Origin of the sequence: Amphritea sp. (assembly GCF_050300915.1) — a bacterium.
In the GTDB taxonomy this organism is placed as follows: Bacteria; Pseudomonadota; Gammaproteobacteria; order Pseudomonadales; family Balneatricaceae; genus Amphritea.
Genome location: NZ_JBNKYN010000011.1, coordinates 1 through 20979 on the forward strand (window position 1 = coordinate 1; position 20979 = coordinate 20979).

Consider the following 20979-nt stretch of genomic DNA (forward strand, 5'->3'; position numbering starts at 1 on the left):
ATATTTCTAAACTTGAACTCTCGACACACACCGGCTCTCATGCCGATGCACCTCTACATTATGACAACAAGGGTTTAGCTATCGATCAGGTCGATGTAAGCCACTATATAGGCCCCTGTATTGTCATCAATGCCACTTCAGCAACAAGCCTTATTGAACCTGAACACATTATTGATCAGCTGCCGGCAACGTTAGAGAGAGTGCTACTCAAAACCTATCAAACCTTTCCAGGAGCCAGTTGGGACAATGACTTCACGGCCATCAGTGTCGATACAGTAGAGCTTCTGGCAAGCCGGGGGGCTTTTCTGATTGGTATCGATAGTCCCTCTTTAGATCCGCAGAATTCAAAGCAATTAGACGCACACCACTGCGTGCGTAAACATCAGATGGCAATTCTGGAAGGACTGGTCCTGGACGATATAGAACCAGGTGAGTACGAGCTGATCGCCCCGCCACTCAAATTAGCGGGAATGGATGCCTCTCCGGTTCGCGCATTACTTCGGAGTATTAATTAATGAGCAAGATTACACGTCAACAATGCATTGAGATGGATCTGAAAGATCCTTTGAGCTCTTATCGAAAGCATTTTTCATTACCTGAAAATACCTGTTACTTAAACGGTAATTCATTAGGTGTCCGTCCTATTGCAGCTAAACAACGGGTGCAGGATGTGGTTGAACGGGAATGGGGTGAAGACCTTATTCGTAGCTGGAATACCAATGACTGGATACATCTGCCACGTCGGCTGGGCGATAAGATATCGACAATCATCGGTGCGCAGGCGGGTGAGGTAATTGTTGCTGATTCAACATCCGTCAACTTATTCAAGTTAGCAGCGGCTGCGATTAAGCTGAATCCGGGGCGTCGTAAAATCATTACTGAGCCGGGTAACTTCCCAACTGATCTATATATCCTGCAGGGGCTGAAAAATTTCCTTGGTGACCAGGTTGAACTGGTGGTTTGCCCAGTAGATGAAATTCCCGATGCTATTGATGAAGATACCGCCCTGGTCGTGTTGACACACGTACATTATAAAACCGGCCGCATGCTGGACATGTCAGATATGACCTCCCGCGCACACAACAAGGGCGCATTGATATTATGGGATTTAAGTCACAGCGCCGGTGCGGTACCCGTAAAATTAAATGACGTTAATGCAGATTTAGCTATCGGTTGTGGTTACAAATATCTTAACGGTGGCCCTGGAGCACCCGCTTTTTTGTATGTAGCTAAGCGCCATCAGTCAACACTGGAACAACCATTAAGTGGCTGGTTTGGTCACTCTAACGCCTTTGCGATGCTGGATGATTATCAACCCGCACCCGGTATTGAAAGAACCCTTTGCGGCACAACCTCCGTCATCGGCGCCTCTGTTCTTGAGGTTGGTGTCGATATTATGGCCAATGCAGATATGGCTCAAATTCGTAAAAAGTCGATTGCGATGGCGGATCTGTTTATCGAGTTGGTTGAAAGCTACTGTGACGGCTTTGGATTTACGCTTGCATCACCTAAAGATGCAGCTATCCGGGGTAGTCAGGTATCACTTATTCACCCTCAGGGCTTTGCAATCATGCAGGCACTGATTGCCCGCAACATAATTGGGGACTATCGAGCACCAGACATCCTGCGTTTTGGTTTTACCCCTCTGTATCTTCGTTATGTCGATATCTGGGACTGCGTTGACGCTCTGGCAAACATTATGTCTGAAGAGAGCTGGAATTCAGAGGAGTTTAAAAAGCTAACCCGCGTTACTTAATAGATATATTCACACAGCGCTCCTCTGGCAGAGGGTGAGTTCAACAGAGGAGCAAGAACCTAAGCGCACATAACACTAATACTCATTAGTTTTCATTAAAATAAAATGCGAGATAAAAACAATGAATACAAATATAGGATCGGTATCTGCCGGACCAGCTAACTCGGCAGCGGTACCGTCAACCAAAGCCTCTTGGTCAACAAGAATGGCGTTTATTCTGGCCGCTTCAGGGTCGGCAGTAGGACTCGGTAATATATGGAAATTCCCATATATTACTGGTGAGAATGGTGGTGGTGCATTCGTATTAGTTTATTTAATCTGTGTGCTTGCTATCGGTGTTCCCCTGCTAATGGCAGAAGTAATGCTCGGCCGTCGAGGCAAAAACTCGCCACCTGTTGCAATGAAAAATGTTGCGAAAGAGATGGGCGCCAGTCAGCGCTGGTCTGTTATCGGCTGGATGGGCGTTATTACCGGCATCCTGTTGTTAAGCTTTTATATTGTTGTCTCTGGCTGGGCCCTGTCATATATCTTCACCACCGGCAGTGGTGCATTTAATGGAGCATCTCCTGATCAGATCGGTGGAATGTTTGGCGGCATGCTCGCTGACCCTGCCAGGTTAATTGCCTGGAGCACTGTTGTATTGGCAATTACGATGTATATTATTTCCCGGGGTGTTAATAATGGCCTGGAATGGGCTGTAAACAAACTAATGCCAGGTCTGTTACTACTGATATTAGTTTTAGTCGGTTATGCGATGACAACGGGCCACTTTTCCGAAGGATTAAACTATTTATTTAACCCTGATTTCAGCAAGATAACATCCAATAGCGTATTAGTTGCTTTAGGACACGCATTCTTCACTCTGAGTCTTGCCGGAGGCGGCATGATGACTTACGGGGCTTATTTGCCGAAAAAGGTATCACTGACAAAAGCATGTCTGTCAATTGCAGCGATTGACACTATTGTTGCTTTATTGGCAGGTATGGCCATTTTTCCAATCGTTTTTGCCTATGGTTTAGACCCTAGTTCCGGTCCTGGGCTGATATTTGTTACTTTACCGATCGCTTTCGGCCAGATGCCTTTAGGAATTTTGGTCGGCGTCCTATTCTTTGTCATGCTTTCAATTGCAGCCCTGACTTCTGCTATTTCATTGTTAGAGCCTGCCGTTTCCTGGCTTACTGGTCGATTTAACATGACTCGTGCCAAAGCTTGTCTGGGTTCTGGGGCTGTACTCTGGATACTGAGCTTAGGAACTGTATTCTCCTTTAATATTTGGGAAGAAAAGAAGTTTTTCGGGAAAACGTTTTTTGAAATGCTAGATTTCCTGACGGCTAGCTGGATTATGCCACTCACCGGGCTACTAATTGCCCTGTTTGCTGGCTGGGTAATGACTGCCAAAGCAAGTAAAGAGGAGTTTGGTACAGGAATTAGCCACCGCCTTTGGTATATAGCTATTCGTTTCGTATCGCCGGTGGCTATTATCGCTATCTTCTTACATGCACTGAAACTTATCTGATTTTTACGCGAGAACGCCAATATTAACTGTTGAAAGATTAAATATTTACCAATCTCTTAATTTGGTTTTTTATTGATCGTTTAAAATCGTATAAATACCTACATATTCTTCAAAGTTCTATGGCGTGTCTGTAGTTATTATTCTGATGATAACTACAATTTTTTAAAATAAATAATCACAATAATCCTTAACGGAACTGTTCTATGTTTAATAAAAAAATAAATATTATTTTTACTATGCTTTGTTGTTTTAGTGTCGGCACTGTTATTGCCGATGATACGGATAATAAAACTAAAATTGACCTGGGTTTGCGTACCTTTTACATGAACCGTGATTTTAATGCGGGTATTCCTGATACTATCGCTGCGGGCCAGGCATTTCGTTTAAATATCACCTCACCTTACTGGGGAGAGATGATTGGATTTGACGCTTCGGCTGTACATGTAGTGGAGCTGGTAGACGATAAAGTCATCAACTCTTCCGACGTACTGACGCCTGATGGTAGCGGTTATACTACGCTGGAGCAGGTGTTTGTTAAGCTCAAGCCTACCGCGAACAGCGATATCCGCCTGGGCCGCATGATTGTAATAACACCGCTGTTGAACGATCTGACCTCCCGGCTATCAGCACCGAGTACGCAAGCTATTTACGGCACCCTGAATCTGGGTAACGGCGAACTATATGCTCTGTACTCGGACAAAGCGTCAAACAATAATAGTGAAAAATTCACCTCTTACTCCGCAAACGGCAAAGACTATGCAGTGGCATCCATCGGTGGCACCTATCAGTTCGATAGCGGTATAGGAACGCATCTGCAATACGCCGTCGCTGATGATTACCTGAAACAAACCTATATTAACCTGAGCTACCCAACTGAGCTTGGCAGTTATAAGCTGCTATTAGATCTGACCCACATGCGTGGTGAAGATGATGGAGAGCTGTATGGCAGTGATTACAACAGTAATTTGACCGGACTAACCGGTCGTCTGTCTAAAGGCAATCTCGCTTATACCCTGGCGTATCAGAAAATTGGCGGAGATAACGACTACAACCAGAAATGGGGTGGGCAGGATAATACTCAGTTTTTTACCTGGGCTGCAGTACAACTGCTGGATTTCAATGCGAAAGACGAGCAATCTCTACAGGCCCGTATCGATTATGACGTACCGGGCATCCCAGGTTTGCATCTGATGGCGCGACATACTGAATCCTGGGATATCGATTACAGTGGCGGCAACAATGGTAAACGCTATGAAACAAACCTGGATGCACAATACACCCTGCAGGATGGTGCTGCTAAAGGGCTGGATTTACACCTTCGCCTCGCCCACGCAGACGGTGATGATGCAGTGGTACCACGTATCAGCGATATCCGCTTTATCGTCAACTACAGTACTAACCTGCTGTAAACAAGCACTACAGAAGATGTTGTTGCTAATCCCCTTCAGCACCTGACATCTGCCTGGGAAGTATCTTATTACACGCCTAGTTTGGTGGAGGTTACTCCTCCACCTTTTTTAACTGACTGCTTTTGGTAGCTTTGGGCTTGCGTTTAAACCGGGTTTAAATGATACAGACCAATTCCCCCCCCTGAAGAGAAATATCCATACTAAGATTGAGTATCTGTTTTGTAAGATTTTAGCTTATGGGATATACAAAGGCTGAAACAGCTGAGAAAGGCCGTCTATACGATGTAATCAGACCTTGCCTGAAACCGCATCCTGCTGCGGATACAAAAAAGCCCGCTCAGGTTATTAAGAACCGGAAGCGGGCTGATTAAATCAAACGGTCTACTTATCTTCTTTCGATGGCCCGGCATCATTGCTGGCGGGATTGTCTGACGACTTCCCGCCGCCCGGCGGAGTAAAGATATTCCACATCGCCATGTTCTGATCGGCGATCTTGTTCATCATATTCAGCGGGTTGGCAGCACCGATCATATTCTGCATCTGTTCACGAATGCGTTCCTGCTGATCGATAAAGGTGGCGATACTCTGCTCCAGATACTGACTCATCATCCCCTGCATACTGTCACCGTAGAATCGGATCAGTTGCTGCAGCACCTGATTGGTCAATAGCGTGCCATGTCCCAGCGCTTCCTGTTCACTGATGATCTGTAGCAGTATATTACGGGTGAGATCTGCTCCGGTTTTAGAATCCTGAACCTGAAAATTTTCCTGACTCAGCACCAGTTGTTTTACATCTTCCAGCGTGATGTAACAGCTGCGGGATGTATCGTACAGACGGCGGTTTGTATATTTTCTGAGAATTCTCAAAATTGTCTCTCTCTACCTGTTTTTCTCATGCTTCCAACACGCTGTAGCAGTGTGGCGGGAGGCTATTATTTGTTTTTATCCGAGCCTTTGCTGCTGTTGCTATAGGCGGTCATCATATTCAGCAACATCTTCTGGATTGCATCCATCGATCCAAGTCCACTCGCCATATAGGGCTGAAACAGCGTCAGCGGATCATAACCATCGACACCAGCATCCATACGTTCCTGAATTTTACCCATCATCTCTTTCTGAAATGATTCAACATCCGGTAACCCCAGCACCTTGCGGAGCTCTTCGGGTGTCATCTCCACGTCTACTTTAAAATTCATCAGCACCGCTCCTCAGCCGGATCAGTTTACCCGTCAGAAATTATCACCTGTCAGAGCAACCATTACAGAACGCTCTCCACGGTACTATTTCTGAATAACCTTCCCTGTGTAAAACTACACAATGGTGGATCAATCACTTAACTCTGTTTAATCTAATACTATACCAACTGCGGTGCAAAACAAATTTACCGATTCGTAACTGCACAATTTTCTGGTTTTATCCAAATAGTTGCGCACAATGCGGCAATTAATACGGCGATAGCAGCGACACAGAATGTTGCGTCTGCACCCAGAGTTTCCCACATCATACCACTGCACAATGCCCCCAGCGCACCGCCAACACCGAAGCCAAAACTACTGAACATCGCCTGCCCCTGCCCATGATTAGAGGGTGAAAAGTAGTGGTGTACCAGAGCAATGCCCACCACGTGCAGCACGCCGAAACTGACTGCATGCAGCATTTGGGCAAACAGCATCAGCCAGAGATTTTCCGGGATCAGCCCGATCAGCAACCAGCGCAGCACGCTGAGCAGAAGGCTGATAATCATCAGCTTACGCAGCCCCAGCCCGCCGATCAGTCTGGGCATCAGAATGAAGATCAACACTTCCGCAACTACGCCAACCGACCACAGCAGACCAATCTCGGTACGACTGTACCCAAGGCTGTCCATCAACACCGAGTAGAAGGTGTAATAGGGACCGTGACTAAACTGTACCAGCAGGCAGATGAGAAAAAAGACCACAACCTGAGGCCGCAGCAATTGCTGCATGAAACCACTTTCATTGCTGTTGCGGGCCGGTGCTTTACCCTCAACAAACAGGGAAGAGATCCAGATCATCACCATCAGCCCCAGCATTATCCCAGGCAGCCAGCGAATACTGACCAGATCGAGTAACCAGCCAATACCCATCACCGCAGCAATAAAGCCAACAGACCCCCAGAGGCGGATACGACTGTACAGCTCTTCCCGGCCCTTCAGGTGGGTCAGGGTCAGTACCTCAAACTGCGGCAGTACCGCATTCCAGAAAAAGCTGAACCCTGCCATCACCATCGCGATTCCCCAGGCCCCCTCTTGCCAGAAGATCAACACAAAGATCAGGCAGGTAAAAAACGCACCATAACGCACAATGCGCAACCGTTCTCCGGTGCGATCCGCCAGCCAGCCCCAGATATTCGGCGCCACAATCCGCGACGCCATCAGAATCGCCATCAACCCACCGATGGTCTCGGCATTAAAGCCAAAGGACTTCAGGTAGAGACTCCAGTAAGGCACCATCGCGCCCAACAGCGAAAAATAGAAAAAATAGAAGCCCGACAGACGGCTATAGGTATTAAGTTGCATCAGTTATTCAGTTTCATTGTGATCTGGATGAGACACCTGCCACCTGTTCAGTCCATAAAAACAAAAATCCATCGATTTGTACAACCGATGGATCTCTGTAAACAGTGCACTAAGGCGTTAAACCACAACCTTTGAAATCAGGCGTCGCCGAGTTCCTCAAGTATATATTGTGGCAGTGCGAAACTACCGCAATGGATCTGCGGGTTATAGTAACGGGTTTTGATACCGCTGGCCTTAAAGCGCTCGGCAATCAGCTCGACACTCTGCTCTCGCTTAGCGGCATCATCGCAGCCCCAGGCAAAGGTCATAGACCCGCCAATATAGGTGGGTACGGCAGCGGTGTAGAAAGTCTGATCGTTGAAGTAAGGGCTGAGACGCTGGCGGGTGGTAACCACTTCCTGCGGCTGCATATAGACCACACCGTTTTGCGCCACGAAGATACCACCCTCATTGAGACAACGCTTACAACCTTCATAAAAACGGCTGCTGAAGAGTACTTCACCGGGGCCGACAGGGTCAGTACAGTCGGAGATAATAACATCGTACTTCTCATCGGTCTGGCAGACGTAATCGATACCATCACCAATAACAATATGAGCCCGTGGGTTGTCGTAGGCACCCTGAGAGTGGTTCGGCAGATACTCAACGCACATATCGATGACCGCCTGATCGATCTCCACCTGAGTCACACTCTCGACCGACTGATGTTTCAGCACTTCACGCAGCATACCGCCATCACCACCGCCGATAATCAGTACCTTTTTCGCACTACCGTGGGCCATCAGCGGCACATGGGTGAGCATCTCGTGATAGATAAACTCATCTTTTTCAGTGGTCTGAATAATGCCATCCAGCGCCATAACAGTTCCGAATTTAGGGTTACGGAAAATAATCAGATGCCAGGAATCGGTCTGCTGTTCAAACAGCACCTCTTCAACATCAAATGCCTGACCGTAGCCATCGTAAAGTGTCTCTTTGTAGACTGTCATCGTAAATCCACCAAACTGAAGACGAACGTTTCGCCGTCGTTAAAAAATAGTTACAGGTAACTAAAAACAAAAACCCCTTGGTTGCAAAAACAGATCTGCAAAAAGGGGTTTCACGAATGCAATGGAGTAATTTTAACCTTTTAACACCGGAGTTTCACACACTACCTCAGCATTTTGTGCCCGATGGCGCAACAGATGATCCATCAGCACAATCGCCATCATCGCTTCAGCGATAGGCGTGGCGCGAATACCCACACAGGGATCATGCCGTCCGTGTGTGACCACTTCAATCGCTTCACCCCGGCTGTTGATGCTCCGGCCCGGCAGGCGCAGACTGGAGGTTGGCTTTAAAGCGATATGCGCAGTGATCTCCTGACCGGTAGAGATACCGCCGAGAATGCCGCCCGAATGGTTAGAGAGAAAGCCTTCCGGCGTCATCTCATCACGGTGTTCGGTGCCCTTCTGTGCGACACAGGCAAAGCCATCACCGATCTCAACCCCTTTAACAGCATTAATACTCATCAGTGCATGGGCCAGTTCTGCATCCAGGCGATCGAAAATGGGCTCGCCCAGGCCGACAGGCACACCGGTCGCCGAAACAGAGATTTTAGCGCCGACAGAGTTGCCCTCTTTACGCAGGGCATCCATATAGGCTTCCATCTCAGCTACTTTATTCACGTCGGGACAGAAAAACGGATTTTGCTCAACCTGATCCCAGTCGAAGCCGTCGATCTTAATCGGGCCAAGCTGAGAGAGATAACCGCGCACCTCAACCCCTTTCGCAGCCAGAAACTTTTTTGCGACAGCGCCCGCAGCAACGCGCATCGCCGTTTCCCGTGCAGATGAACGGCCACCACCACGGTAATCACGAAAACCATATTTATGGGTGTAGACATAATCAGCATGGGCCGGACGGAAGGTTTCCTCAATGTTAGAGTAATCCTTGGAGCGCTGATCGGTGTTTTCGATCAACAGGCCGATCGGTGTGCCGGTGGTCTTACCTTCGAATACACCGGACAGTATCTTCACCTCATCCGCCTCACGCCGCTGCGTAGTGTGCCGTGAAGTACCGGGTTTACGACGGTCAAGATCCCGTTGCAGATCGGCTTCAGTCAGTTCAATTCCCGGAGGGCAGCCATCGATAATACAGCCCAGTGCAGGACCATGGCTCTCGCCGAAAGTAGTGACAGTAAATAGCTTACCGTAGGTGTTTCCTGACATCGTCTGTTCCCGATTTTAAAGCAAAAAAATTTAGTCGATTATACCCTAGTCATTCAGACAGCGCTGCAATACTGTCGCACCTCTGCGGCGGTCAGCAGAAAAACGCCATTGCCGCCCTGCTCCAGTTCCAGCCAGGTAAAGGGGATCTGCGGATACTGTTGTTGCAGATGTACTTCACTGTTACCCACTTCAACCACCAGCAGACCATCCTCGGTGAGAAACTGCTCTGCCTGACGCAGAATCTGTTTGGTGACATCCAGACCATCAGGCCCGGAGCCCAGCGCCAGATCGGGCTCGTGGTGATATTCCTGCGGCATCCCGGAAAGATCTGCACAATCTACATACGGAGGATTACTGACAATCAGATCATAGCGGCGCCCCTGCAGATTGCTGAACAGATCGCTTTCGATAGCCGTCACCCGCTCATCCAGCTCATGGCGGGTGATATTACGCCGGGCAACCTCCAGCGCCTCAGCAGAGATATCTGCCAGATCAACTTCCGCTTCTTCAAAGGCATAAGCGCAAACAATGCCAATACAGCCACTGCCGGTACAGAGATCCAGAATTCGCTCCACCGGCCCTTCCCGCAACCAGGGGCTGAAATGCTGCTCAATCAGTTCCTGTATCGGTGAGCGGGGAATCAACACCCGCTCATCCACATAGAACGGCATCCCGGCATACCAGGCTTCCCCGATAATATAGGGCAGAGGCCGGCGCTGAATGACCCGCTGCTGAAGAAAATCCAGCACTCGCTCTTTCTCATCCTGGGTGATCCGCGCATCCAGCAGTTGTGGGTTACTGTTCCACGGCAGATGCAGTGCCCCCAGCACCAGCTGAACCGCTTCATCCCAGGGATTGTCGGTGCCATGACCAAAATAAAGGTCATGTTCATAGAAACGGCTCATGCTATAACGGACAAAATCACGTATCGTATGCAGCTCTTTCAGGGTCTGTGCTTGATTGATGGTCATGTCTGGATGGATAATTCGTCGGATTAATGCCTGCTTTATTGCAGGCCGTGTATGTTAATGAATAATGTTTGCGAACGCTATGTCTGAAAACGATCTGCCTGATAACGAAAACACCGAAGTTGATTTTGCCTCTGCCATGCAGGGGGTCACCCGCATAAAGAATGACCGGGCAGACTTGCGTGGACGCCCCAAAAAGCTGAGACTGGCTGACGACGAGACTACCCGTTATAAACGGCAGATGGCAGTCACCGATGAGGAGATGATTGTCGATGGCCTCAACTCAGAGGTGATCAATCTGGTTGAAACCGAGGATGAACTGATCTTTGCCGCGCCCGGCGTGCAGCTAAAACTGATGAAGCGCCTCAAACAGGGACATATCCCCTGGGATGCAGGTCTCGACCTGCACGGTTATATCATTGATGATGCCCGTACCGAGCTAAGCAGCTTTATTCGCGAATGCAGTATGCAACAGCTACGCTGTGTGATGGTGATCCACGGTAAATCGAACAGCGTAGAAAGCCAGCACGCATTGATGAAGTCTTATGTGAATGACTGGCTGAGACAGATGCCTCAGGTAATCGCTTTCAGCTCTGCGCAACCGAAAGATGGTGGAACAGGCGCACTGTACGTACTTCTGAAACGGGCTAAATAAAGTCCGGAGAAATACTTAAATCTGTGTCTGCACACTTTACCTCTGTGTACTAATCACGTAAGTTAGCACACTTTTTTAACGGCCCTGTCACACAACTGTGTTCCGAAGATGGTTCTCAGATCGGGTGACGGAGGATAGACAGGCCAAGACAGGATTACACACTGTAATGGAAAAAGAATTTGCCAGCATAATCGAACAGCTGGGTGAGGACCTCACCCGCGAAGGCCTGGTCGATACGCCTAAACGCGCTGCCAAAGCGATGAAGTTTCTCACTCGCGGTTATGAGCAGAACCTGGAAGAGGTCATCAATGGTGCGCTCTTCCCTACCGAGAACAGCGAAATGGTCATCGTCAAAGATATCGAGCTGTACTCTATGTGCGAGCATCATATGTTGCCCTTTATCGGCAAATGCCATGTGGGTTACATTCCCAGAGGCCAGGTGATCGGACTCTCGAAGATCGCACGGATCGTGGATATGTTTGCCCGTCGCTTGCAGATTCAGGAAAATATGACCAAGCAGATTGCTGATGCCATTATGCAGGCGACCGGCGCTGATGGTGTTGGCGTGGTTATCGAAGCACAGCATATGTGTATGATGATGCGCGGCGTGGAAAAACAGAACAGCAGCATGAAAACATCGATGATGCTGGGCTCGTTCCGCAAAAGCCAGTCAACCCGCAGTGAGTTTCTGTCGCTGATCAACTAAGCTTTTTCTGCACTGTTCATTATAAAGGAACCCTCATTGCAGGGTTCCTTTATTGTTATCGCTTACTGCCTTTTACCTTTGGGTTATTTAGCCCCGACTCTGAATGTCCGCCACAGCGGTTTCAGCCAGCGCCAGCGACTCACCAGCATCGCCATAAAAATAAGGCTGCAGCCACCCAGCTGCAAAGCACTCATCTGCTCCCCATAGATTATCGCAGCCAGCAGCGCAGCCCAGACCGGTTCCAGGGTCATAATCAGGGCGACATGGCTTGCGGGTGCCAGGCTCTGAGCATAGGTTTGCAGGGCAAAACGTAAACTGGTGGCGATAAAGGCACTGGCAAATAACCAGCCAAGGGCGGCATCACTCACCGAATCGGGCCAGATCTCAAAACAGGCAGAAACAACAATGCCGCCTACGCCGACCATCAGCAACTGCACTGCCGTCAGAATCAGCGCCGGAACCGCTAACGCCATACGGGAGACCAGAACAAAATGCAGCGAAAACAGTAGTGCAGCAAAAAGAAACCACAACTGACCCGCCGCCAGAGAGATCCCGCCTTCAACAGATAACAGCAACAATCCAAAAATGGCGACGGGCAGAGAAAACCAGGTGCTCAGCGACGCCCGTTCGCGATACACCAGCCATGCCATCAGCGGTACCAGCACGACCCCCAGACTGGTAATAAACGCACCTTCGCCCAGATGCGTGCCCTGTTGCAAGCCCATAATCCAGCACAGTAGTGCGCAGGTCATCAACAGCCCCAAACGCATCACTGGAACGAGGGTGTGCTGCTGCAACAAAGGCCGCAGCTCTTTATAGGCCGGTAACATAAGTAGTAAACCGGCGAACAGAAAACGTATACCGATAAACAGCAGTGGCGGAAACGCCTGCAGCGCTTGTTTAGAAAAAATCCATCCTGCCGCAGCAATCAGGGTTACCAGTAACAGCAGCAGATCAGCCCGTGCTGCAGGAGACAGCGGCATAGAAACCTCAGTATTCAAATGGTGAACACCTGTATAAATGCAGGTGCTTAAATTCAGATTCGCAGGGTATTAACGCTTTATGGCGATGAAAGAAACGCTGACCGTTAACGTTGGATCGTTTAGTTGCAGCGTACTTATCTGCATTAAGATAACAATCATGGGTGAGATGTTACCGACAGCATTGTTTTAACGCATTGAACGCTCCATCTGCCGCAGACTTTCCTGAGCCAGATGACGCCCCAATTCTATCATCTCCCGCGCCCGGTGGAACTCATAGAAACGGCAGGCATCCTTCGGTATGCCAATCAGCAGATCGGGGGGATAACCTGCGACTTTATACTTACCCAGAGACTCCTGCATCACTTCGACTGAGTTAAACAGAACATCGATCCGCCCGGTTGCCTTATGGGGGGACAGGTTTCTCCCTCCCGCTTTTGACGCCTCCGACCGGGATTCATATTTTTGATCCAGTTGCCATTCATCGCTGAAACCCGACTGTTCAAGATATCGGGTGTCCGGTAGTGACACCCGATGCCGCTGAGCGTCGGCATTCAGATCAACGGCGATAATCAGATCTGCATGGGCCGCTACGGTGGGGATAATCGGAATCGGATTCAACACCCCCCCGTCAACCAGCACCCGATCCTCTTCGATAACCGGCGTAAAGAAGCCCGGCACCGCGATGGATGCCCTGATCGCATCAAACATCAAACCTTTCTGAAACCACACCTCTTTCTGATGGGTAAGATCAGTGGCAACCGCCGTATAGGCGATTGGCAACTCCTGAATCAGTGGATTACCGGCGATATCATGCAGCTTAGTCAATAGCCGATCACCCCGTATTGTGCCCTCCCCCCTGAGAGTAAGATCCATCAGCTTAAACACATCCATCCGCCGCAGGCTGGTTACCCAGTCACTATACTGCTCGAGTCGCCCTGCCGCATATATGCCGCCAACCAACGCCCCCATCGAACTGCCAGCAATGCAAACAATCTCATAACCACGCCGGTTTAGCTCTTCAATAATACCGATGTGACTATAGCCTCTGGCCCCGCCACTACCCAATACCAGCGACACTGTGGTTTTCATAGCTCTGATCCTTGGCTAAAACCTGATACTTAAAACGTAAAATAAACGGGTATAAAACCTGTTATTCAAACGCTGATCAGCGTAACTGAATCCAGATACCCGCTGGCAACTCTCTTTCGCTAATCGGCAAAGCAGGCCCAACGCCAACACTCGCGATCCGGGTGGGTTCTATGCCCGCTTCGATCAGCCGGTTCTGAACCTCAATAGCGGCATTGTTGCTTTGGCTCAACAGCTCATCCAGCGCAACCCCGCCAGTCTTGTTATAACTACCAATAACAATCGCCTGTTGCGGATGATTGTTCATAAAATCGATCAACGGCTCCAGCTGCTCACGGTCACTCAACCAGCTATACCCCTGTTGTTGCAGATCAGCGGCCAGGGTTTCTGCCGTCTGTTTCAGCGGTTCAACCAGGTCGATATGAACATAAACCCGACGATTACCCCGTTTCACTGTATACAGGGCCAGCTGCAGATTGCCAGCACTCGCAGAGAGAAAATACTGCGTCCGGTCCAGACCATAGAGTTCGGCGACCTCAAAGTAGTTATTCGCCCATTGGTTACTGCTGCCGCACTGACGACTGCTGCACTGGTAAAGAATTTTCGCCTGCATGCTTTGTAACAGTTGCAGGTAATAGTTAAACACCTGATCCGTGGTATGGATATCCGGAAGCCTGTAAGTGATACGGGTCAGTTCGCCTTTGATGCGCTTATCAAGCTCTGGCGCAATCAGCCCGTCAACCTTTCGCATCGGGCCGGTCGCAAGGGTATATTCAGGCACGGTCTGGGTGCTGTAGCTGACGATCCAGCTTAACGGAAATCGCGGTAGCTGACGGGGGTCGCTGCTGCCACCAACATCACTTTCGGCCTGCGCCCCAACACTTAACAACAGCATCAACACTAGCGGTAAAAAAGCATGAATCCTCATTAACAATCCTTATGTTTGCCAACTTTCGTTAAACCAGACCAAACTCATTAATCAGTGTAGCAATCAGCCCGGCCGCGTGCTCTTCCAGATGCAGATGATGCCCTCCGGCAAGCCGCTCTGTTCTTATATTACGCAGCAGAGCAATGCGCCGATCACTCTGAGGTATACCATCTTTACCAAGAATAAGCAGTGTTGCAGCGCTGATACGCCGGAGAAAACTTTCTACCTGGGCCTCCGACATACGCATAATAGAGGGCAACATAAGGCGCGGGTCGCTACGCCAGATATAGCCATCCCGATGCGGCTCAAGCCCGCGTTCGACCAACCATCGGGCCGCCTGTGAATCAACCGGCCAGCGTCCATTCATCCGGGCACTCACTGCAGATTCAAAATCGCTATAGGCTTTCTGCACCCGCCCCCGCATCCGCTCACGCTTTCTGATCGCCAGTGCCAACTGCTCAGCCGTATCATCCGGATCAGTTACCAGCGGGCCTAGCCCTTCAATCAATACCAGTTTGTTCAGCCGTTCAGGAAAGGCACCGGCAAGCAGCGAAGCGATGCTGGCCCCCATCGAATGACCGATCACAGAGAAACGCTCTACCCCCAGTTGATCGGCGACACCCAGCACATCCTGCACATTATCCCAAATATAGTAGGGCATCGACGCTGGCCGATGGTCGGAATAGCCATGTCCCATCAGATCCAGCGCAATCAGTCGCACCCCCTGTAAGCGGGGTGCAAGGCGATTAAAGGTTGCCGCATTATCCAACCAGCCATGCAGGGCAAGTACCGGAGGTGCAGCAGGGTCTCCCCAGCTCTGCGCCGCAATCCGGTGGCCATTGACTTCAAAGCGTAATGCATCTGCAAACGGAGTATCATTCATCGGACTATAAACCTTACTTCTTGTGGAGTTTGTCCTCGCACGGCATATATCAGGATACAAAAATGGGGTAGTATCTGCACTGTTTTCTCGTTTAAAAACAGACAGTTTTCTAAAATACTTTAAACCAGAAGATTAATAATAGTGCTAACCGACCCATCCCGAGGCCCTTGATGATGAATACCCTATCACGCATTAAACCACAACAGACGGGGCTGTGGCTGCTGGGTATTCTGTTTCTACCGGCAACCCTGTTTTTCCAGCCTAACCTTGGTGGTGAAGGGATGTCGATTTCACACAACATCAGCGTCTGGATCGCTGCAGTTATGGTTATATCCTCTGCCACCCTGTTGATGCTCAGAGAGAAACACTTCAGCTATCCAGCACTATGGCTAGCAATGGCTGCGCTACCCATCGGGATGATAATCCTCGGCTTTATCGTGGATAATTTTCTACCGACAAAGTGGCTGTTTCGACAGCTCTATATTTTCGGCGGTTTTCTGTTTCTGATCGCACTGTTTCAGTTTCGCTTTTCGCCCAGGGATATCGAGCGGGTGCTGTTGATCATACTGGCCTCCGGTATCGTGCACGCGCTTTACGGTATCTCTCAGATTATCTGGCCCGGCATTCTGCCACTGCTGGTAACACCCAGTAAGGGAGTCCCCTACAGTATTTTCCAGCAGATCAATATTCATGCGTCATTTCAGGCCACCGTGCTGATGACTGCGTTGTATCTGCTGAGCCGCCCGCTGGCCTTAAAACCCCGGCCAATGGTTGTTTTTCTCCTGCTGGCAAGCATCTTTCTAAGCTGTTTTATTGTGGCCTTTTCCGGCTCCCGAACCGGCCTGCTGTCTGCGGTTGGCGGCACAGTGGTATTGGTCATCTGTAACTGGCGCAGTTTTCTGAGACGCAAACCACTGATGATAGCAGTCGCCATCAGCATCGCTGCAGCTCTGTTTATGGGTAATCAGGGGATTCAGCGCAGCTCCGACAAACTGGGCGACCTGACTGCACGAAGCGGTAACGGGATAGCGGAATCAGGCTCCAACAGCCGCATCAATATCTATAAGATATCCTTTGAAGTGTTTAAACAGCATCCGTTCAGCGGCCACGGTATCGGCAGTTTCCAGAAGGTCTGGCATGACCAGAAAGTAGATTATCTGCAGCGTTTTCCAAATGCCAATCTCCCTCCTGACCGCCTGAGTCACCCCCATAATGAGTTGATGCTCTGGCTGGTCGAGGGTGGTCTGATTGCAATAGTTGGCATTCTGATATCCGTTATTGCAGTAATTTATGCCGCCCTCAGCTGCGGCTGGCGGCGTGGATTAAGCTATATTGCGCTGTTGCTTCCGATCGCTTTGCATACTCAGGTAGAGCTGCCCTTCTATATCAGCAATATTCCCTGGTTTCTGATGCTGGTGCTTATCTTTGTAGTGCTGCGGCATAACACCAAAACCACGGGATTGGTTCTCAGTCGCTCCGCTGAGCTAACGACGGGCACTGCTGCAGTAGCTCTGTTTCTCGGAGTGACCGCTGTGATGCTGCAGACCGTGCAGGCTAACAACAGCATTATTCGCTTTTTACAGGGGCGGATGACAGAGCCAGTACTGCTGCAACCGGCACTCAGTAATCCATTCTTCAGGGATGACGCCGAACTTTACCTTATGCGCACTCTGTTACTACGTGAACTGAATGCCCGGCAGGGGCGGTTCGCACCACAGTTTATTCAATGGGCGGTGCCCTATATTGAATACACCCCGATACCACAACTCTATCTCGATCTGTCCCGGGCGTATCTGGCGACCGGCGAGAAACAGAAAGCGATTAAAACCATCGAGGATGGGCAGGCCCGTTACCCTAAGATAGCCGTGTTGAACGAGAGTATCGGGTTGATAAAACAGGCCGCTGCAGGAGTATCTCCGCAACCGGCTGACCGTCCTGCGGTTAGCGGAGCCCTGAGCGGAAGGAACGCTGAAACTAGCGCAGCAGCCGCTGCAACCGCCCCAACCCCGCCGCCGGAAACTCCAGCTCAATAACCGCCATGACGCCCGGCAACATCGGTTCCGGGCGGGTCAGGTTACCCTCACATAACAGTGAGACTAACAAACCGACCAATGGCTGATGCGTCACCAGTATCAACACCTCATCGGCCTGCTCAGCCAACCAGTCCAGTAACTGTTGTGGCGATGATTCCGGCGTCAGTAGCTCCAGAGAGAATAATGCTGCGGGCTGCACCTGCTGAACCAGTTCAGCGGTCTGACAGGTGCGAACATAGGGGCTGTGAACGATACGTTGAGCCCCTGCCAGCACATCGGTGTTAAGCCTGAGCATCTGCTGCAACTGTAACCGGCCATTCTCGGTCAGCGGGCGTTGCCGGTCACTGGGCGCGTTGAAGCCCGCCTCACCATGACGTAATAATAGTAAGCGCATCAGCAGTCCGTTCTTGGCAGAACAAACTCAACATCACTGCTCTGAGTATTCAGCATCATCATCTTCGCCACCTGAGACACCGGTGCATGGTTAAACACCACCTCATATAGCCCGCTGACTAATGGCATGTAGATCTCCAGTTCATCCGCTTTCTCTTTGACGTAGCGCAGGGTGTTTACCCCCTCGGCAACCTCACCCAGAGCGTCGACAGCATCTTCCAGAGTCTTCCCCTCACCCAGCGCATAGCCGACCCGGTAGTTACGACTCAGAGGCGATGAGCAGGTCACAATCAGATCACCCACTCCAGCTAAACCAAGAAAAGTCATCGGATTAGCACCCAACTGCACCGCAAAGCGGCTCATCTCAGCCAGGCTCCGCGTCATCAGCATACTTTTGGTATTTTCACCCATCCCCAATGCGGCACTCAGTCCGGAGGCGATTGCGTAGATATTTTTCAGGGTGCCGCCAAGCTCAACGCCATACATATCGGTACTGGCATAGATGCGGAAAAAAGCACAGTGAAGCATCGCCTGCACGGCGGTTCGCACCCGTTCATCAGCGCTGGCTATCACCGTCGCAGTCAGTTGCTGCTGCGCAATCTCTTTTGCCAGATTGGGTCCGCTGATAACACCAATGGGGTTGGTGGGCAACTCTTCTGCAAGAATCTGGCTCATCAGACTGAAGGTCTTTGCCTCGATCCCTTTGGTGGTGCTGACGACAATCTGATCAGCACGCAAAAATGGCTTTGCCTGACGAATGACATCACGAAATGACTGGCTGGGAATAGACACAAAGATAATCTCAGCATCCGCCACTGCATGCTGCAGGTCAGCTGTCGCCATAAGATTTTCAGATAACTGCCGACCCGGCAGGTAACGATGATTTTCGCGGGTGTGGTTGATCTCATCAGCCCGCTCAGCATTACGCATCCACAGATTAACCTTTTCCCCCTTAGTGCCAACCAGGTTCGCTATTACAGTACCAAAACTGCCCCCCCCCAGTACTGCAACTTTTACCCTGTCTGTCATCGGAGATTCCTTACGTATAATAGATTTACTTGAGCAGCGCTTTTATAGCCGCGGTAACGCACCAAAGCGAGTGCCTGTAAAAGTTTAGTGTAGTCCCGATCTGATTACTCAGATCGCTGATTATGTTTGTCGTCCAGCGAATCCAGCAGTTTATTGACCCCCAGAAACAGCAGTTTGACAATGAAATATCCCAGCACCGCTAATAATCCGAACAACATCGCCACAGCAACATCACCGGTTCGCTGATAACCATTGACCGCGATAAAAATAAAAAACAGGCTGACAACAATGGCCAGAACCTGGCTGATTCGACCAGTTTTATGCTTATCCATATGTTCCTCTTTGATCGTCACCACCCGTTGATCACAAAAAACGGCAGGTTGCTATCTGTTTTCTTCAGCCCAGCTTGAGCAGCAATATATCAATCCCCTTAGGATGAACAGCTGAGCGACAGGTTCTTACCCCATTCCGGAGACGCTTGTGAGTATATCTCTAAATGCTCTTTGTAGGGTTCACGCAGTGCCGCATGTAACTGAGCCAGATCAGTAAAGTCGCCCTGCTCTGCCCGCCCGATCACCTGCTGAGCAAGATAGTTACGCAATATAATTCGCGGATTATGCCGACTCATCAACTCAGTCGCATTGACTCCGATACGGGCCCGGTAACGCTGTAGCCAGTCGGCAACCGCTTCGTTATCTCCCAGCAAGAGAGTAAAGGGTTCGGGATCACCATCTGCGACCTGCTCAAGTGCCAGAAAGGCTGCATTATAATCGGCCTTCGCCTGCTGCAGAAGCTGCAGAAACGCCTCAATCAACTCAGCGTCCTGCGGGGCTTTATCGCTCATTCCCAAACGTAGCTTCATCTGTTCGGTATAGGCAACCGCATAAAGCGGTTCAAAACGGTTAAGCGCCTGTTCCAGATCGGTCTGTTTGACCAATCCGGTGAGGCTTTGGGCCAGGCAGACACAGTTCCACATCGCCACTGCGGGCTGTTGCCGATAGGCATAGCGGCCATGTTCATCAGAGCGATTACAGATATAGTCTGGCTGGTACTCATCAAGAAAGGCAAAAGGCCCATAGTCCAGTGTCAGGCCGAGAATTGACATATTATCGGTGTTCATTACCCCATGACAGAAGCCCAGCACCTGCCAGCTGGCCATCAGTTTCGCGGTTCGCTCAACTACCTCAGAATACATCGCCAGATAAGGCTTCTCACTCTCGTTGCAATGAGGGTAATGATGCTCGATAACAAAGTCAGCCAGCTGCTTTAACTGTTCAGGTTGTCGGGTGTAATAGAAATACTCAAAGTGGCCAAAACGGATATGACTGGGACTCAGACGCACCACTGTAGCTGCAGATTCTATCGATTCACGGTAGATCGGGGTTTCACTGCCAATAATACATAACGCCCGGGTTGTCGGCACACCAAGTGCCGCAAGGGCCTCACTGGCAAGATATTCACGGATAACCGAACGCAACGCAGCACGACCATCAGCATGTCTTGAATAAGGGGTTTTACCACTGCCTTTAAGCTGCAGCTCCCAGCGCTGACCATCAGAACCGGGAAGGTCACCCAATAGTGCGGCGCGACCATCCCCCAACTGAGCGCTATAACCACCAAACTGATGCCCCGAATAAACCGAGGCGAGTGGCTCACTGCCAGGCAACAACCTGTGACCACCGAAATACTCACTTAGCTGCTGCGCTGAAGCCTGACAGGGATCAAGCCCTATCAGCGCCGCAGCATCTGTACTAAAAGCCACCAAAAACGGATTTTTAAGTGGCTGAGGGGTGACCGGGTGGTAGAACGATGCAGACAACTCGGCGAAACGGTTGCCCAGTTGCAGTAGTTCTAATCCAACCCCGTTCATCAGGAATTACCACCG

Annotated in this window: 21 protein-coding genes; 7 read left to right on the plus strand and 14 right to left on the minus strand. The window is 50.0% G+C overall.

The window, feature by feature from the left end; genetic code table 11:
• The 4 genes from ACQY8X_RS04590 to ACQY8X_RS04605 form a co-directional block, all read left to right on the plus strand.
• On the plus strand, positions 1-515 hold a 515-nt coding region (locus ACQY8X_RS04590; RefSeq protein ID WP_428033967.1), incomplete at its 5' end, for a cyclase family protein.
• A complete protein-coding gene (kynU, locus tag ACQY8X_RS04595) occupies positions 515-1756 on the plus strand; it encodes a kynureninase (RefSeq protein WP_428033968.1) in 1242 nt (413 codons plus the stop codon). The genes ACQY8X_RS04590 and kynU, both read left to right, overlap by 1 nt.
• Before the next feature lie 121 nt (positions 1757-1877).
• Positions 1878-3272: a sodium-dependent transporter gene (locus ACQY8X_RS04600; RefSeq protein ID WP_428033969.1), complete on the plus strand. Its 1395-nt coding sequence runs from the start codon at positions 1878-1880 to the stop codon at positions 3270-3272.
• Between the two features lie 203 nt (positions 3273-3475).
• Entirely contained in the window at positions 3476-4681 is a 1206-nt protein-coding gene (locus tag ACQY8X_RS04605; RefSeq protein WP_428033970.1) for an OprD family outer membrane porin, read from the plus strand.
• Positions 4682-5062: 381 nt separating this feature from the next.
• Here ACQY8X_RS04605 and phaR read toward each other — a convergent pair whose 3' ends face one another.
• The 6 genes from phaR to prmB all read right to left on the minus strand — a co-directional run bounded on the left by phaR (position 5063) and on the right by prmB (position 10401).
• Positions 5063-5548 carry a polyhydroxyalkanoate synthesis repressor PhaR gene (phaR, locus tag ACQY8X_RS04610; protein ID WP_428033971.1) on the minus strand — a complete coding sequence of 162 codons (486 nt, stop codon included), beginning with the start codon at positions 5546-5548 and terminating at the stop codon, positions 5063-5065.
• A gap of 65 nt (positions 5549-5613) precedes the next feature.
• Entirely contained in the window at positions 5614-5877 is a 264-nt protein-coding gene (locus tag ACQY8X_RS04615) for a DUF6489 family protein (protein ID WP_428033972.1), read from the minus strand.
• A gap of 185 nt (positions 5878-6062) precedes the next feature.
• Complete coding sequence (locus ACQY8X_RS04620; RefSeq protein WP_428033973.1) at positions 6063-7220, minus strand: MFS transporter; 1158 nt, start codon at positions 7218-7220, stop codon at positions 6063-6065.
• A gap of 137 nt (positions 7221-7357) precedes the next feature.
• Positions 7358-8209 (minus strand): polyamine aminopropyltransferase, encoded by an 852-nt coding sequence (speE, locus tag ACQY8X_RS04625; RefSeq protein WP_428033974.1) that lies wholly within the window; start codon positions 8207-8209, stop codon positions 7358-7360.
• Between the two features lie 132 nt (positions 8210-8341).
• On the minus strand, positions 8342-9430 hold the full coding sequence (gene aroC / locus ACQY8X_RS04630; protein ID WP_428033975.1) for a chorismate synthase: 1089 nt from the start codon (positions 9428-9430) through the stop codon (positions 8342-8344).
• 53 nt (positions 9431-9483) lie between these two features.
• Positions 9484-10401, minus strand: coding sequence for a 50S ribosomal protein L3 N(5)-glutamine methyltransferase (gene prmB / locus ACQY8X_RS04635; RefSeq protein ID WP_428033976.1), 918 nt, complete (start codon positions 10399-10401; stop codon positions 9484-9486).
• 79 nt (positions 10402-10480) lie between these two features.
• On the opposite strand from prmB, the gene ACQY8X_RS04640 reads away from it, so the two are divergent.
• Both ACQY8X_RS04640 and folE read left to right on the plus strand, forming a co-directional pair.
• Positions 10481-11053 (plus strand): Smr/MutS family protein, encoded by a 573-nt coding sequence (locus tag ACQY8X_RS04640; RefSeq protein WP_428033977.1) that lies wholly within the window; start codon positions 10481-10483, stop codon positions 11051-11053.
• Positions 11054-11219: 166 nt separating this feature from the next.
• Positions 11220-11759, plus strand: a complete 540-nt coding sequence (folE, locus tag ACQY8X_RS04645; protein ID WP_428033978.1) for a GTP cyclohydrolase I FolE — start codon at positions 11220-11222, stop codon at positions 11757-11759.
• An 83-nt stretch (positions 11760-11842) separates the two neighbouring features.
• Here folE and ACQY8X_RS04650 read toward each other — a convergent pair whose 3' ends face one another.
• From ACQY8X_RS04650 to ACQY8X_RS04665, 4 genes are all read right to left on the minus strand, one after another.
• On the minus strand, positions 11843-12760 hold the full coding sequence (locus tag ACQY8X_RS04650) for a DMT family transporter (RefSeq protein WP_428033979.1): 918 nt from the start codon (positions 12758-12760) through the stop codon (positions 11843-11845).
• A gap of 168 nt (positions 12761-12928) precedes the next feature.
• Positions 12929-13831, minus strand: a complete 903-nt coding sequence (locus ACQY8X_RS04655; RefSeq protein WP_428033980.1) for a patatin-like phospholipase family protein — start codon at positions 13829-13831, stop codon at positions 12929-12931.
• A gap of 76 nt (positions 13832-13907) precedes the next feature.
• Complete coding sequence (locus tag ACQY8X_RS04660) at positions 13908-14756, minus strand: DUF4892 domain-containing protein (protein WP_428033981.1); 849 nt, start codon at positions 14754-14756, stop codon at positions 13908-13910.
• 28 nt (positions 14757-14784) lie between these two features.
• The gene (locus ACQY8X_RS04665; protein WP_428033982.1) at positions 14785-15639 is read right to left on the minus strand and encodes an alpha/beta fold hydrolase; all 855 of its coding nucleotides are present in this window, start codon (positions 15637-15639) and stop codon (positions 14785-14787) included.
• Between the two features lie 170 nt (positions 15640-15809).
• Between ACQY8X_RS04665 and ACQY8X_RS04670 the strand changes: the two genes are divergently transcribed.
• The gene (locus tag ACQY8X_RS04670; protein WP_428033983.1) at positions 15810-17672 is read left to right on the plus strand and encodes a Wzy polymerase domain-containing protein; all 1863 of its coding nucleotides are present in this window, start codon (positions 15810-15812) and stop codon (positions 17670-17672) included.
• On the opposite strand, the gene sixA is transcribed toward ACQY8X_RS04670, so the two are convergent.
• The 4 genes from sixA to ACQY8X_RS04690 all read right to left on the minus strand — a co-directional run bounded on the left by sixA (position 17614) and on the right by ACQY8X_RS04690 (position 20964).
• On the minus strand, positions 17614-18066 hold the full coding sequence (sixA, locus tag ACQY8X_RS04675) for a phosphohistidine phosphatase SixA (protein WP_428033984.1): 453 nt from the start codon (positions 18064-18066) through the stop codon (positions 17614-17616). The genes ACQY8X_RS04670 and sixA overlap by 59 nt on opposite strands.
• On the minus strand, positions 18066-19094 hold the full coding sequence (locus ACQY8X_RS04680) for an NAD(P)H-dependent glycerol-3-phosphate dehydrogenase (protein ID WP_428033985.1): 1029 nt from the start codon (positions 19092-19094) through the stop codon (positions 18066-18068). Before ACQY8X_RS04680 ends, sixA begins: the two co-directional genes overlap by 1 nt.
• 104 nt (positions 19095-19198) lie before the next feature.
• Positions 19199-19426, minus strand: coding sequence for a hypothetical protein (locus ACQY8X_RS04685; RefSeq protein WP_428033986.1), 228 nt, complete (start codon positions 19424-19426; stop codon positions 19199-19201).
• Positions 19427-19524: 98 nt separating this feature from the next.
• The gene (locus ACQY8X_RS04690; RefSeq protein WP_428033987.1) at positions 19525-20964 is read right to left on the minus strand and encodes a protein adenylyltransferase SelO; all 1440 of its coding nucleotides are present in this window, start codon (positions 20962-20964) and stop codon (positions 19525-19527) included.
• Between the last annotated feature and the right edge of the window lie 15 nt (positions 20965-20979).

Coding starts and splice junctions, on each gene's coding strand:
- kynU (WP_428033968.1), top strand. CDS start 515: ATGAGCAAGATTACACGTCAACAATGCATTGAGATGGATCTGAAAGAT.
- ACQY8X_RS04600 (WP_428033969.1), top strand. CDS start 1,878: ATGAATACAAATATAGGATCGGTATCTGCCGGACCAGCTAACTCGGCA.
- ACQY8X_RS04605 (WP_428033970.1), top strand. CDS start 3,476: ATGTTTAATAAAAAAATAAATATTATTTTTACTATGCTTTGTTGTTTT.
- ACQY8X_RS04615 (WP_428033972.1), bottom strand. CDS start 5,877: ATGAATTTTAAAGTAGACGTGGAGATGACACCCGAAGAGCTCCGCAAG.
- ACQY8X_RS04620 (WP_428033973.1), bottom strand. CDS start 7,220: ATGCAACTTAATACCTATAGCCGTCTGTCGGGCTTCTATTTTTTCTAT.
- speE (WP_428033974.1), bottom strand. CDS start 8,209: ATGACAGTCTACAAAGAGACACTTTACGATGGCTACGGTCAGGCATTT.
- aroC (WP_428033975.1), bottom strand. CDS start 9,430: ATGTCAGGAAACACCTACGGTAAGCTATTTACTGTCACTACTTTCGGC.
- prmB (WP_428033976.1), bottom strand. CDS start 10,401: ATGACCATCAATCAAGCACAGACCCTGAAAGAGCTGCATACGATACGT.
- ACQY8X_RS04640 (WP_428033977.1), top strand. CDS start 10,481: ATGTCTGAAAACGATCTGCCTGATAACGAAAACACCGAAGTTGATTTT.
- folE (WP_428033978.1), top strand. CDS start 11,220: ATGGAAAAAGAATTTGCCAGCATAATCGAACAGCTGGGTGAGGACCTC.
- ACQY8X_RS04655 (WP_428033980.1), bottom strand. CDS start 13,831: ATGAAAACCACAGTGTCGCTGGTATTGGGTAGTGGCGGGGCCAGAGGC.
- ACQY8X_RS04660 (WP_428033981.1), bottom strand. CDS start 14,756: ATGAGGATTCATGCTTTTTTACCGCTAGTGTTGATGCTGTTGTTAAGT.
- ACQY8X_RS04665 (WP_428033982.1), bottom strand. CDS start 15,639: ATGAATGATACTCCGTTTGCAGATGCATTACGCTTTGAAGTCAATGGC.
- ACQY8X_RS04670 (WP_428033983.1), top strand. CDS start 15,810: ATGATGAATACCCTATCACGCATTAAACCACAACAGACGGGGCTGTGG.
- sixA (WP_428033984.1), bottom strand. CDS start 18,066: ATGCGCTTACTATTATTACGTCATGGTGAGGCGGGCTTCAACGCGCCC.
- ACQY8X_RS04680 (WP_428033985.1), bottom strand. CDS start 19,094: ATGACAGACAGGGTAAAAGTTGCAGTACTGGGGGGGGGCAGTTTTGGT.
- ACQY8X_RS04685 (WP_428033986.1), bottom strand. CDS start 19,426: ATGGATAAGCATAAAACTGGTCGAATCAGCCAGGTTCTGGCCATTGTT.
- ACQY8X_RS04690 (WP_428033987.1), bottom strand. CDS start 20,964: ATGAACGGGGTTGGATTAGAACTACTGCAACTGGGCAACCGTTTCGCC.